This is a genomic window from Paenibacillus sp. GYB004, from assembly GCF_036577605.1.
GTDB classification, from domain to species: Bacteria; Bacillota; Bacilli; order Paenibacillales; family NBRC-103111; genus Paenibacillus_AB; species Paenibacillus_AB oceani.
In genome coordinates, this window is the sequence record NZ_JARBDB010000030.1 from 1 (window position 1) to 13,738 (window position 13,738).

9 protein-coding genes and 1 pseudogene are annotated in these 13,738 nt (G+C 58.1%); all 10 read right to left on the reverse strand.

Features of this window, described 5'->3' with window-relative positions; all coding sequences use genetic code 11:
• Positions 1-1,205: pseudogene (gene acsA, locus PV433_RS12050) on the reverse strand (acetate--CoA ligase); the annotation flags it as partial.
• Complete coding sequence (locus PV433_RS12055; RefSeq protein ID WP_332072384.1) at positions 1,121-1,714, reverse strand: ABC transporter ATP-binding protein; 594 nt, start codon at positions 1,712-1,714, stop codon at positions 1,121-1,123. The gene PV433_RS12055 and the pseudogene acsA, both read right to left, overlap by 85 nt.
• Positions 1,715-1,716: 2 nt before the next feature.
• Complete coding sequence (locus PV433_RS12060; RefSeq protein ID WP_332072385.1) at positions 1,717-3,444, reverse strand: efflux RND transporter periplasmic adaptor subunit; 1,728 nt, start codon at positions 3,442-3,444, stop codon at positions 1,717-1,719.
• A gap of 256 nt (positions 3,445-3,700) precedes the next feature.
• Positions 3,701-5,407 carry a hypothetical protein gene (locus PV433_RS12065; protein WP_332072386.1) on the reverse strand — a complete coding sequence of 569 codons (1,707 nt, stop codon included), beginning with the start codon at positions 5,405-5,407 and terminating at the stop codon, positions 3,701-3,703.
• Between the two features lie 471 nt (positions 5,408-5,878).
• On the reverse strand, positions 5,879-7,267 hold the full coding sequence (locus tag PV433_RS12070) for a sensor histidine kinase (protein WP_332072387.1): 1,389 nt from the start codon (positions 7,265-7,267) through the stop codon (positions 5,879-5,881).
• Positions 7,264-7,941, reverse strand: a complete 678-nt coding sequence (locus PV433_RS12075; protein ID WP_332072388.1) for a response regulator transcription factor — start codon at positions 7,939-7,941, stop codon at positions 7,264-7,266. Before PV433_RS12075 ends, PV433_RS12070 begins: the two co-directional genes overlap by 4 nt.
• Before the next feature lie 115 nt (positions 7,942-8,056).
• Positions 8,057-8,797 carry an NAD-dependent protein deacylase gene (locus PV433_RS12080; RefSeq protein ID WP_332072389.1) on the reverse strand — a complete coding sequence of 247 codons (741 nt, stop codon included), beginning with the start codon at positions 8,795-8,797 and terminating at the stop codon, positions 8,057-8,059.
• 2 nt (positions 8,798-8,799) lie between these two features.
• Complete coding sequence (locus PV433_RS12085) at positions 8,800-9,756, reverse strand: LLM class flavin-dependent oxidoreductase (RefSeq protein ID WP_332072390.1); 957 nt, start codon at positions 9,754-9,756, stop codon at positions 8,800-8,802.
• A gap of 180 nt (positions 9,757-9,936) precedes the next feature.
• On the reverse strand, positions 9,937-11,889 hold the full coding sequence (locus PV433_RS12090; protein WP_332072391.1) for an alpha/beta hydrolase family protein: 1,953 nt from the start codon (positions 11,887-11,889) through the stop codon (positions 9,937-9,939).
• Positions 11,890-12,711: 822 nt separating this feature from the next.
• On the reverse strand, positions 12,712-13,680 hold the full coding sequence (locus PV433_RS12095) for an RluA family pseudouridine synthase (protein WP_332072392.1): 969 nt from the start codon (positions 13,678-13,680) through the stop codon (positions 12,712-12,714).
• Between the last annotated feature and the right edge of the window lie 58 nt (positions 13,681-13,738).

Genomic DNA, 13,738 nt, shown 5'->3' on the forward strand with positions numbered 1-13,738 from the left:
ACTTTGACGAACTGCGAAATCTCCGCCTTCAGCTCGTCGCTCGGCTCGAATCCGGCGCGCAGCGAGATGAACGCTTTGATGATCTCTCCGCGCAGCGGGTCCGGCTTGCCGATGACGCCGGCTTCCGCAACCGCCGGATGCTCGACCAGCTTGCTCTCGACCTCGAACGGTCCGACGCGCTCGCCGGACGTGTTGATGACGTCGTCGACGCGGCCCTGGAACCAGAAGTAGCCGTCCTCGTCCATATAAGCCGAGTCGCCCGATACGTACCAGCCCTTCAGGCGGAAATATTCTTCGTATTTCGCCGGGTTGTTCCAGATCTTGCGCATCATCGACGGCCAAGGCGTCTTGATCGCCAGGTTGCCCATCCGGTTCGGAGGCAGCACGTTGCCGCTGTCGTCGACGATCGCCGCGTCCGTGCCCGGAATCGGCTTGCCCATCGAACCCGGACGGATGTCCATGCTCGGGTAGTTGCAGATGAGCTGGCCGCCGGTCTCCGTCATCCACCACGTATCGTGAATCCGGTGGTTGTATACTTTCATCCCCCAGCGCACGACTTCCGGGTTAAGCGGTTCACCGACACTGAGCACGTGGCGCAGGCTGCTGAGGTCGAACTGCTTCACCGTGTCGTCGCCGGCTCCCATAAGCATGCGGAACGCCGTCGGCGCGCTGTACCAGACGGATACTTTGTAGCGCTGAATCGTATTGTACCAATCCTGCGGGCTGAACCGCCCGCCGCGGATGACGTTGGTCACTTTGTTGAGGAACGGAGCGAACACCCCGTAGCTCGTACCGGTTACCCAGCCCGGGTCGGCCGTACACCAGTAGACATCGTTTTCTTTCAGATCAAGCACGATCTGTCCCGTATACAGGTGCTGAATCATCGCATTGTGAACGTGAAGCACGCCCTTCGGCTTGCCCGTCGAACCGGACGTGTAATGAAGCAGCATGCCGTCCTCGCGGTCGACCCACTCGATATCGAGCTGCTCCGACGCTTGCGCCATCTCGCTTTTGAAATCGACCTGTTTCGGTCCGTCCGGAATGTCGTCGCCGACAAGAATCACATGCTTCAGGTTCGGCAGGCTGCTCACCGGCACGCGCCCCAGAAGGGCCGGCGTCGTCACGATCGCGGCAGCTTCCGCGTCCTCCAGCCGGTCTCGGACCGCCTGCTCCATGAACGCTTCGAACAAAGGTCCGGCGATCGCGGCTCGTCGGCCAGCAGCAGCGACGGCGAGCCTGCAAGCGCTCTGGCGATTGCCACGCGCTGCTGCTGGCCCCCGGACAGCTGACTCGGCTTGTGGCCGATGCGCGCTCCCATGCCAAGCGATTCCAGCATCCGGACCGCTTTCTCTCTCCGCTCGCTTCTTGCCATCCCGCCGTAGATTAACGGCAGCTCTACATTTTCGATCGCCGTCAACCGGGGCAGCAGGTTGAACTGCTGAAAGATAAAGCCGATCTTTTTGTTCCTCAGCACCGCCATTTGGCTGTCATTCAGTTTCTCGGTAGAGGTCCCGTCGAGCTTGTATGTACCGGATGTCGGAGTGTCCAGCAGGCCGATCGTATTCATCATCGTCGATTTACCCGAACCGCTGGGACCGACGATCGCTACGAAATCGCCTGTGTGGACGGTAAGCGAAACGTTTTTCAGCACATGCACCTGTTCGTCTCCGCGGCCATACGTTTTGCAAATATCCGTCAGTTCGATGATGTTCATGCTTATCGGCCTCCTCCGCCTCCGCCGGCACTGCCGCCGCCCTGGAATCCGCCGCCTCCTCCGCCTTGCGGAATCTGGATCATCACGCCTCCGCCTCCAGCGCCGCCCCCGCCTTGCGGGAACGCTCCGCCCTGGAACTGCTGGCGCAAAGCGTCGATCTGCTGCTGGGTTCCGTTCTGCGTGCGCTGACGTGTCGGCACGACGACCTCGTCGCCTTCCTGCAACCCTTCGGTCACTTCTACGCTGGTCTTGCTGCGGATGCCGATCTTGATCGGAACGTTCTCCTCGACCGTGCCGTCGGCTTTCTTGACCGATACGCTGGCTCCGCCGCGCTGCATCCGGAGCGCCTCGAGCGGCAGCGTGAGCACATCCTTTTTATCCTGTATCAAAATTTCAGCCGTACCCGTCATCCCGTACTTGAGCAACTGGTCTTTATTCTCGACGCCGACTACGGCATCGTAATACGTCACGCCGTTCGTCGTCGTGCCGACTGTCGATACCGTAAGCACCTCGCCGGCAAACTTCCGTCCGGAGAAGGCGTCCACGCTGACCTCGACCTTCAGTCCCGGCTTGATGCTCGTCAAATCCAACTCGTCCACCTGAACCGGCAGCGTCATGACGTCCAGGCTCGCCACGCCCCCGAACAGATCGCCTGATTTCACGGCGGCTCCGACCGGGAATTTGGCCAGCACGTTCGCCCGCTGATTGGCGAAATCGGTAGAAAATACGCCGTCGAACGGAGCTTTTACAGTCAGATCGTCGACCCGCTTCTGCGCTTCCTGAACTGTGAATTGCTGTCTCTCCAGGCTGGCTTGCTTGGAAGCAATCGAATCTTTCAAGGAATCGTTCACGATGACCGCGATCACGTCTCCCGCCTTGACGGTATCCCCCGTCTTGTAGCGCAGCTCCGACACCGTTCCCGCCGTCTCCGACAGGAAGGCGACCGTCTTTTGCGGCTCCAGCTTCGCCGTGCTTTTCGCCCTAATCTCCCTGCCGTTCAAAAGTACGCTGCCGGATACGTCCATGCCGGCGTCGATCGTACCGTCGTTGTCCACCGTCACTTCCACATCCACCATCCGGTTGCCCGACGCATCGGCCTTCATTTCCTTGCCGACCGACTTCACCGTTCCGGTCTTCGTAAGCGAGAATCCGGTAATCGTCAAATCAACCGCATCTCCGGCTTGAAACTGGATCGCCTCTTCCATCGGAAAGGGCAGCTTCACTGTTAATACCGAGTTGACCGAGACGGTCCCGATCTTCATCGATTTGCTTACCGTCGAACCGACGTCAAAGTTGGCGCCCAGTGTCAGCTTGCCGTCGCTCGGCGCGACGATGCGCAAATTTTGCTGCTGGCGGATCAAATCGTCCAGTTCCTTTTGCAAATTGGCCAGGTTCGTTTGGCCGTCCTTCAAGGACGCTTCAATCGTCGGGTTCGAAACGGCAACCAGAATGTCCCCTTTTTTGACCGGCTGGCTCCTGGTTACATTAAGCAGCGAAATCGTACCGTCCGCCGGAGCGGTAATGTTCTGCAAATTTTGCGTCTGGAACTGCGACGTCCCGGATACGGACAGCCGGATATTTCCTTTTTGTACTTGTACGGTGGATATTTGGGTTTGGGCGGATACTTTCGGCCGTTCGGATGTGCTGATAAAAAAATACGTTCCCGCTCCTCCGCAAACGACGACAACCGCCAAAACGACCGCCCATTTCGCACCGCGTTTCATGGCCATGACCATCTTCCTTCCCATCTACTCTATGGACTTGAAATGTATAGGTTGGCTGTTCAGCCGGCACTTCCGTATGTAATAGCTGTAATTCCTCCTCCTGCCTTTTTCTGGATACGCTTACATTGCTGTAGGGACAACTAGTTCAGCCTGAAGGAATTATAGGCGCCGAATATGAACCATTTATGAACAAAACCTTAAATCCAGGTAAAATTGCAGGCCGTTCCGGCAATGGGAACGGCCCTGACGGTTAATTCCGCAATTAAGCCAGCAGCTCCAGCAGGCTGGAGGCATACTCGGCTTTCAACCGCGCGCTCTCTTCCGTCGTCATTCGACCGTCGGCGGCCAGGTCGTTAATCTCCTGATTAGCCGAGCGAAGCAGATTGTAAATCAGACTGTCCTTGTCCGAATGCGCGGCGGCCGAAAGCGGATAACCCCGCGAAAGCGACTCAAGCAGCTCGGCTTCGTCCGCTCCGACCGCCTCCGCCGTCTGCTCCAGCATCCGGCTCGCCAGCTCGCTGCCGTACAGCGAGGCATCCACTTTGCCTGCATATCCCGTCGTTTGAATAGCAGCGCGGATAAGCGAATGGGCTTCCTCGCGGGTCGCCTCCTCCGCAGAACGGTCCAATCTGCCGCTTCGCACCGCACCGGAGATGTAGGAATCGGCTCCCGATTGAAGCGCGCCAAGCAGCTCGGCTTCGGTTAGTCCGGTTGCCTGTACGAGCGTCTGACCGGCGGCTAGCGCCTCCTTCAGCTCCTCGTCCGATTTGCCGGCATACGAGGCGCTGTTCTTCACGATATTCCGCGTGCTCCCTAGAGCGATCGCTGCATCGGCTTGCGGCGACCCGTCCGGCGTTTCACCGCGAATTAGCCGGTTTATCGCTTCGTCCGCCTTCGCTTTCCACTGCTCCGCTGCCTGCCAGGACGAGCTGCCGTCAAGCCAAGTGGCATCGATCGCCTGACGGATCGAGGCCCCCAGCTGTTCCGACAGCTCGGAATCCGAAAGTCCGGTAGCTTCTGCGAGCGTGCTCCCTTGCTCCAGCGCCTCCAGAACGTCGGAGTAGTCCTTGCTCGACAGGACGGCGGCCAATCGTTCCGCCGAGTCGAGCTGACGGACGACGAGCCGCTCGCCGAACCGGTCCATCCAAACGGTGCTCGCCCTGTCGTATGCCGGAGTCGATACGGCTTCCCGGATCGCATTCGCCCCTTCCGTCTTCCGCGCCTCGGCATCTTCCGCACGCAGCTTGCCGGACCGGACGGCTTGGTCCAGATCGGCGGACAGCTGCGACTCGAGCTGGGCGGACAATGAATCCGCGCTTAAGCCGGTTGCTTCCGCCAAGCTTTGGCCCGCTTGCACCGCCTGAAGCAACCCGGTCGACGAGCCTTCGATATAAATCGCGGCGTTCGGCACGATCCGGTTCACATGCAGCTGCACGAGATCTTGCCCGGCGTCCGTAACGGACAATCGGGAATCTTGATCCCAACTGCCGGATACCGCAGCGGATACGGCGGACGATAAAGCCTGGACCGCCTGATCGCCTTCCGTTCCGCTCAAGTAACCGGCGGCGACTTCCGCCTCGACGGTTTGCCGGTAGGAGGCCATCAGCTGGTCATACAGGTCGCCCGGCGAAATCCCGGCCGCTTCGGCAAGCGATTTTCCCGAATACACCGACTCCAGATAAGCGCTATAACCGATATCCGGGTCGGCATACGCGGACGACAGCGTGACGATTTGGGACAGCTGCTTTCGTACTAACAGATCGGCGTAAGTGATCGGGTCTGCCGTTTGGCCGGACACGGCCACCTCCCGAATCGTACCTTCATTCGAGACCGAAACCGTCTCCGTCTTCACCGTATCCGCATAGGCCGGATGCAGCGGTCCGGCGAAGCCGCCCGCCGCCGCGAATACGACCGCCCCCATCAGCACGGCAAAACGTTTCTTCATCGTAGTTCCTTTTTGGTTGCTCAATTCCATCTCCATCCTCTCGTCTCTATGTATCCTTGACTCCTACGCCTTGAAGAGGTTGTTCAAAAAGTCCACTTTTGATCACGAAGCCGATCAGGAAGCCTGCTCGACATCGAATATGGAATTCAGCCGGAACTTCCGGTGCTCACGTAGGTCCCACTACGCTCTGCTCCTCATTTCCTAGCTTCATCCCATCTTCTCGGTGCTGAAAACCGGACTTTTTGAACTCGCACTTGAAGTATAGGCCTTCTATATGACCTGCCCGTGAACGGAGGCTTAATGCAAGCTGAAAATAAACTAAATTGTTGCTTAAAGTGCGAGTGCGGCACCCCTGTGGTCGGTCGGACGGCGATTCCGGACAAAGAAGACTTATACTTCTATGCGATCCCGCCATGCAAAAAAAGCCGCCCCTCCTTCACACAGAAGGAAAGGCGGCTGCTGACGCAGGAAGATTCACTGCGAAGAACGTTTCAACTACAAGCTTTTTTTATTCTCTTTCGGAAAATCGATCCGTATGCTCGTTCCTTCGTGCAGCCGGCTGGTCAGCGTAAGCTTGCCTTTGTGCAGCCCGACGATTTTCTGAACGATCGCGAGCCCGAGCCCGCTGCCGCTCCATCCGGAATTGTGCCGGGAGCTGTCGGCTTTATAAAACCGACGGAATATGTTCTGTTGATCCTCGGGCGAGATCCCGATCCCGGTATCGGCTACCGTTACCGACACCTGCCTCTCGTCCTCGTGCAAAGTGACGGTAATCTGCCCTCCGGAAGGCGTAAACTTGATCGCATTATGCAGCAGATTCGTCCATACCTGACCGAGCGAATCTTCGTCCGCCGATAACTGGACGGGCGGCAGATCCAGCTCGATATCGAGCTGTTTCGCCGACCAGAGCGGCTCCGCCGCTACGACGCATCGGCGCAATTGCTCGTCCAGCTGCAGCGGCCTGGGCTGGTGCGGATACTGATCGGCGTCGAGCGAGGCGAGCTTCAGCAAATTCTCGCTCAAGCGGGATAACCGTTCGGACTCGCTCTCGATCAGCTTCAGGTAGCTGATTTTCTCATGCGCATCTAGTCCGTCCTGCTGCAGCAGCTTGGAAAACCCGCGGATCGACGTAAGCGGCGTCTGAATGTCGTGGGAGACGTTGGAGACGAACTCCTGCCGCATTTTCTCCATCTTGTTCAGCTCTTGGGCCATATGCGTAATGCTGGAGGCGAGCTGGCCGAGCTCGTCCTTTTGCCGGATATTCAGCTGGACGTTAAAATCGCCGCCGGCGATTTTGCGGGTCGCTTTCGTAATCTTCTTAAGCGGACGGACGAGATATATCGCCGCGAGTGCGATCAGAAACGAACTGATCAACAAAATCGTCGACAAGTTGCGGAAATCGAGAAACTCGATACGGCGGATCGGAGCCGGTCCGCTCGGAGAGACGAACAGCGCGTAGCGCTTGCCGCTGTATTCGAACGACGTCCCCACGCTGCCCTGCGGGCAGTCTTCCCTTTCTTCCCCCTGGAAGCTGCTGTAGGACCCACCATTTATCACTTCGTTAACGATCGCGGGAGGAATGACGCATTTGGTTTTGGCACCGGGGACTGAGGAGGAGAACCGCTCGTCCGAGTCGGAGAACAGCTGCAGCTCCTGTCCGCGATTCAGCTTGCCGGCGATGCTGACCGTCTGGCCGAGCTGCTGCGGCTCGGTTTCCTGGATAAGCCGGACGACCAGCTTGGCGGCGTTCTGCAGCAGCTCCTCCACCCGGTCGTTCAGCTGGACACGGAAATAATGCGAGAACATCAGGCTCGACAAGGCCAGACTGCACCAGACGACGATAAAAATGACGATGGCGATGCGCAGGTACAACGTGCGGATCACGGCAGCACCTCGAGCCGGTAGCCGAGGTTGCGGATCGTCACGATCGATACTTTCTCCGATTGCTGCTGCTCCAGCCTCTCCCGCAGCCTTTTGACGTGAACGTCCACGGTGCGCGGATCGCCCTCGTAGTCGATGCCCCATATTTGTTCGATCAATTGGGTCCGGGTAAAGATGTGGCCGGGATTGCTCGCGAATTTGAACAGCAGCTCGAATTCTTTGGGCGGAATCATCGAGCTGTGTCCGCTCACCGTTAATTCGAACGTTCGCCGGTCAATCGTCAGATCGCCTACCTGAGCCGTCTCGGAATGCTCGATCCGGTACCGTTTCAGCAGCGCCTTGACACGCATAACGAGCTCCATCGGATCGAACGGCTTGACCATATAATCGTCGGTTCCCAGCTGGAATCCTCTCAGCCTCTCCGAGATGTCTCCTTTGGCGGTTACGATAATGACCGGCAGGTCCATCGTTTTTTTGAGATCGCGGCAAAAATCCCAGCCGTCCATCACCGGCATCATAATATCGAGCACGACCAGGTCGATCTTGACGTTGCCGAGCACGTCCATCGCCTCCTGACCGTCGGAAGCTTCGAAGATCGCGAATCCTTCCTTTTGCAAAAAAGCTTTGACCAGCTTGCGTATCGCTAAGTCGTCGTCTACGATCAAAATTTTGCTCATGGGCTTGCGCTGTTCCTTTCGGCTTCGAATGGCGTCCGAACCCATCGTATCATCCGTTGCTTAAGATGAACTTAAAACATTGTGGGAAATTGTAAAAGTGCCGGGAGCCTCCGGCTCAGCCCCGTTCCGGTTCCGTCAGCCGGGTCATCACGGCCGAGAACGAATCGTTCACGATATGCGTGGCGTAGCTGTCGTACTTCGTCTCCGATTTGTTGATCAACAGCAGCGTGCGCCCGCTAAAATATCGGATAAGTCCCGCCGCAGGGTATACGCTTAGCGAGGTGCCTGCGACGATCAGCATATCCGCCTGGGTCACCGCTTCCTCGGCCCGGTTGAACACCCCGGTATTTAACGGCTCCTGGTATAAAACGACGTCCGGCTTCACGGTCCCTCCGCAGCTCTGGCACTTCGGAACCGGGCCTTCCAGGGTGAGCAGCTCGCCGAGCGTATACGATTGTTCGCATACGGTGCAGAAGTTCCGGTGAACCGAGCCGTGCAGCTCGAGTACGTTGCGGCTGCCCGCGAGCTGGTGCAGTCCGTCGATATTTTGCGTAATGAGCGCCTTCAGCTTGCCTGCCGCTTCCAGATCGGCAAGTGCTTTGTGACCGTCATTAGGCAGGGCGGCCCTGTGAATCATCTTCTCCTTGTAAAACCGGTAAAACTCAGCCGGATACCGGTCGAAAAAATCCCGGCTCAGCATCACCTCCGGCGGATGCGACGTTCCGTGCGCCGTGCGGAACAATCCGGTAGACGAGCGGAAATCCGGAATGCCGCTCTCCGTCGACGTTCCCGCCCCTCCGAAAAAAGCGATGCTGCGGCTGTCCCGCACGAGTTCTTGAAGCTCCCTATGGTCCATGCTTACTCCTCCTTTGTCCCGATTCGCAACTTGTCCGCCAGCAGCTCGTAAGAGCGTATTCTCGCTTCATAAGTCGGTGCCAGCGTAACGATCATGAACTCATCCGTCCCGTAAAGTTCGCTCAGCTCGCTTAGCTTCGCCGCTACGCCCTCCGGCGATCCGACGAGCGCCCGGCCCGGGAACGGCTGCTGCGCAGCCGGTCCGCCGCCGGACGTGCCGAACAGCTGCTTCAACCCCTGTTCCGCATACGCTGCGGCTTTCTCCTCCGTCTCCGCACAGACGGCCCGAACCGCTACGATGACTTTCGGCTCCGTATCCCGCCCCGATGCGCGATAATCTTCACGGTACCTCTGAATGATCGCCGGGCCGTCCTGGTCGCTCATAAAATGGCCGAATACATAGCCCGCACCGAACCTGGAAGCGAACTGCGCGCTTTTCTCGTTAGTGCCCAGCAGCCACAGCTCGGGCGGTATTGGAGGAAGCGGACGTGCCGATACTTTCTCGCCTTCGATCCGGTAATCGTCCTTCAGCAGCGCAGTCAGCGCTTCAAGCGACTCGGGCATACGGCGGACTCCTTCGAGGAAGTTGTCGCCAAGCGCCAGCGAGACATGAGCCGAGCCGCCCGGCGCACGTCCGATCCCCAGATCGATCCGTCCCGGATACAGCGACGCCAGCATATGGAACGATTCCGCCACCTTGTAAGGCTTGTAATAAGGCAACAGCACGGCGCCCGAGCCGAGCCGGATACGTTCCGTCCTCGCCCCGACATGGGCCAGCAGCACCTCCGGACTTGACGAAACGACCGCTTGCATATCGTGATGCTCGGCCAGCCAGTAGCGTGTATAACCGAGCTTCTCCGCCGCCTGTGCAAGCTTGACGGCCTCGCCAAGCGCCGCTGCTGCATCCTCCGTTCCAATCAGCGGAACGAGATCCAATACGCTTAACCGAATACGTGACATGAGCACTCCCCTTTGCTACCCATCATTATAGCCTACTCGACAAACGAACGGAACACGGTTCCGGCAGGCTGCTTCTGTCGCGAATAGACCGGGGCACCCTCCTCTGACCCGGCATGGCAAAAAGGCCCGGCGCTGCGCGCGGACCTCTCTCCTTCTTTCATATGGCGGTTCATGCTGTCGCTACCGGTTCCGCCAACGGCGCAAATCGGGCAAGTCGAAGTAGCGCAGCATTCCCGGCAAAATCGTGCTTAATAAATCGAACGGATCGTAATGACGCGACCGGACCCATGAGGCAACGCTCTCCGGGCCGTTCTCGATATGGAGCCCGCCAATTCGCTCGTCGAGTGCGGCGGCAAGCTCCGCATACAACGCATAACGTCCCTCGGCGTACAGTTCCACACGTTCCGCCGCCGCATCCGGCAGCTGCTTCGCCATATCCAGCGCCCGAATGACGTCATAGGCGCGGACGGCGGCCAGACTGTCGTCCAGCCAGAACAAGTCGGCGGTCAGCTTATGCAGCGTGCCGAACCTGTTCCAGATGGAGTATGGGCTGATCGGGCTCGGCGCGCAGATCCCGTCGCCGGACACGTCAAGGACGAAGGCGATGTACCCCTTCGCGCACGTCTCCTTAATCCAGGACAGCTTCTCGCTGGCGACGGTCGTCCCACGCTCCCACAATCCGATCGATACGGGCAGCGTCTTGCCGTCGAACCGCTCGTCCCGGAACGCTACCCCATGATTGAACAAGCCTTCCTGGCTCCACCACAAATAGCTTTCCGGAGCCAAGCTCTCCACATTTTTCAGCCTCAGGAAGCGGGGATTCAGCTCACATCGCTCGCGTCCTCCGTATACACGTTCCTTCAACCATCCGAGTGCCTCGCTTTTCTGCGTATCCTCGGAAAGCGCTGCCCGCCGGCGTTCCAGCTCGTCCAGCCGCGCTCCGTTTTCTTCATATACGGCGCGGGCATCGGCGTAGTCTCCGCGGACTTGACCGGATTTCGTGCAGTCCAGCTCCGCTTGGCCCAGCAGTTCAATCTGGATCTCCTTGCGGGTGTCTCTTCCAGGCACAGACAGATGCTTGGCGAAAAACTCAGCCGCCGCATCGGCGAGCGGACGCGTATACGCATGGGTAGACCGGTCCTCGGCGATGCCCGGACTATGGCTCGCGCCATACATCTCCCAAAAACGTTTCGTGCGGGCGACCGTACGCCGGGTGCCTTCGATCGGGAAAAAGTCGGAAGTGACCGCAAGCACCAGCACCGGACGCGGCGCCATCGCGAGCAGCAGATCCTCATGATCGAACCCGAGCTTGCTCATTCCGCGCCATACTTGCTCCGCGTCCTGTGCCTGGCCGGAGTACAAATAACTGGAACGGTTCATGATAAACGTTCCCGGAGCCGCCGCCGCGATACGCGGCTCGCACAACATGACGAGACTCGTCTGCAGTCCCCCGCCGGAATTGCCTGTCACCCCGATCCGGGCCGGATCGATCTCGGGCCGGGTGCACAGATAATCGACGGCACGGATCGCATCGTGAATAAAATAACGGGCAAGTCCGTCTCCGAGCGGAATGCTCTGGCTTCCGGCATATTCGTGATCGCTTGTGCCGGGCCCGATCTCCGCTTTGCCGGTTGCAGGATCGTAATAGCTTAACCGCTCGCCTTGACCGATCGGGTCGATCGCGAAAACGATCAAGCCTTCGGCGACCAGACGCTGGCATACGGTCTGATAGGTATTGTACTGTTTTCCGTTGTCGGAATGGCCGCACAGGAATAATACCGCGGCCGACGGACCGGTTAGACCGTCCGGGATGTACATATTCGAGGTCACATAGGTGGACGGCCTGGATTGAAAGATGATTTTCTCGATCCGGTAGCCGTCCCGGTTTATCGTGCCGGTAATGACCGGGCTGAGCGGATGATCGGATGACGGCAGCCCGCCGGCCGACTCCAGCCATTTCTCCCGCATGAACGTTCGCCTTGCTTCCAGCTCCTGGGTGGTACGGATCTCGTCGCGCGCCCGGTCGCCGGCCTCGAACGCCGCTTCGGAGCGATCGTATACCCACTGTCTCAGCTGATCCTTGACATGATAGATGCCCAGCCCGAACTTCTGCAGATCCTCGATAGACGACATAGTCGGTTATCCCCTCTCTCCCCGCACATCCCTGAAACGAAACGTGCGTGATTGCACTCGATTTGTAACGAATTACAGGCTGCCAGCTTAGTATAGTAATCGATTTCCTAAGTAGTCAACCTCATTATAGTGGGCGGTTTTCATTCAGTCAACGAATGATTTTCAAGCTCACCCGAGGTTTTTGTAAAGGCTGCTACAAACTTCTGTAAAGCAGATACAAACTTCCGATCCGTTTTAAGAATCTACTTGAACATGGTGAAAAAGGCTCGATACAGCCGGATAACGGCTGCTGAGTCCGCTTGCCCGGCGATAAGGGTGTATTGTCACGAGTAAGGTCATCCCGGTCTCTATTGTCAGCCATGCAACCCATCCCCCCGCTTCCCGGATAAAACCTGCGCCTACGAAGAACGGTCACCGGCAGGAGCCGCTGCGCTGCATCGGAAGCAAGGATAGTCGTTTTGTTTAAACGCTATGGATTGAGCCGTTGAAGTCTCTTGAAGTACGACCTGGAGTGACGTTGTTGAAGTCATGTTGTCTTCTTTAGGCGGAATGGCTAACGAACCGGGGCATCGTTATTAGAGCTGAATGCGGACGTTTGCATTTGTAACGAACTCTTATATCGTTATTTCCGCGAATCGGACCGTTTTTTCCACTTTCGGCCCGATAACGAGGTCCGGATTCGTTAGCCTGGCTAAAGATCGTTTTTCAGCCCATAAGCACGTCACGATTCGATAGCCGTCGAACCCACTGGATCGCTACGGGGCCGCGGAACCAAAAAACTCCCCTGAACGGTGATCGGGGAGCAGTCTTGAGCAAAGCTTTCTATTTCGACAAATCGAAGTCGATGCCGGTCCTCCGTAGCACCGAGCGGAACAACGTCGGAAGCGGCGCCGTAAATGTCCGGCCGTCCGCTAGGACAATCTTCCAGGCATGCAGCAATTGATGGCGGACGTCCTCAAACGGTTTGCCGCCATACTTGACGTCTCCGAGTAGCGGATGGCCGATACTTTGCATATGCGTCCGGATCTGGTGCGTCCGGCCGCTGATCAGCTCGACTTCGATCAACGTATACCCTCTGCCGGTTTGGATCGGCGTGTAGCGCGTAACCGCGTCTTTCTCCTCCTGCTCCCGGCCACTGCCGGCGGCAGCCGCTCCGTCCTTCACGACTCTCGTCCGGTTGCCCCGCTCGTCCCGGATCAGCCGGGCGTCCACCGTACCGCCTTCGGCAATCGTTCCTTCAACGATCGTCATATACAATTTGTCCAGCTCCCGCTTGCGGATCAAATCGTTCAACTGGTGCAGCATCCCCGCCGTCTTGCCGACCAGCACGAGTCCGCTCGTATTGCGGTCCAGCCGGTTCGCCGTCGCGGGGAGGAACATCCGGCTGTCCAGCTCCTCCTTTTTGTGCAGGTAAGCGTGAACGCGGGTGATCAACGTATCCTTTTGTTCCGTCTGATCGGGGTGAGTGAGCAGTCCCGCCGGCTTGTTCACGATCAGCAGCTCCGCATCCTCGTAGATAACGTCGATCTTCGAGATGACGCCGGCGAATTTCACTTTTTTATCGACCGCTCCGATCGCAGCCTCCTTGAACGTTTCCTCTTCGATCCATATCGTCAGCTCGTCGCCGGCCGCCAGCTCGTAAGTATCTTTTTTCCGTTTGCCGTTTACTTTCACTTTGCCTTGATCGATCATCTTATAGATCTGGCCGAGCGGATAGTTGGGCATCAAGGATCTTATATATCGGTGCAGGCGTTTGCCGCTTTCGGATGGGGTCACGATGCGGGTAATCATAATTTTCTACACTCCCGGTCCGGAGCGTGCTCCGGTTCATATTCGCCAATAGCTTCTC

What these genes read in the sequence shown, in the direction of transcription:
- PV433_RS12055 (WP_332072384.1), bottom strand. Translation starts at nt 1,714, where the DNA reads ATGAACATCATCGAACTGACGGATATTTGCAAAACGTATGGCCGCGGA.
- PV433_RS12060 (WP_332072385.1), bottom strand. Translation starts at nt 3,444, where the DNA reads ATGGCCATGAAACGCGGTGCGAAATGGGCGGTCGTTTTGGCGGTTGTC.
- PV433_RS12075 (WP_332072388.1), bottom strand. Translation starts at nt 7,941, where the DNA reads ATGAGCAAAATTTTGATCGTAGACGACGACTTAGCGATACGCAAGCTG.
- PV433_RS12080 (WP_332072389.1), bottom strand. Translation starts at nt 8,797, where the DNA reads ATGGACCATAGGGAGCTTCAAGAACTCGTGCGGGACAGCCGCAGCATC.
- PV433_RS12085 (WP_332072390.1), bottom strand. Translation starts at nt 9,756, where the DNA reads ATGTCACGTATTCGGTTAAGCGTATTGGATCTCGTTCCGCTGATTGGA.
- PV433_RS12090 (WP_332072391.1), bottom strand. Translation starts at nt 11,889, where the DNA reads ATGTCGTCTATCGAGGATCTGCAGAAGTTCGGGCTGGGCATCTATCAT.
- PV433_RS12095 (WP_332072392.1), bottom strand. Translation starts at nt 13,680, where the DNA reads ATGATTACCCGCATCGTGACCCCATCCGAAAGCGGCAAACGCCTGCAC.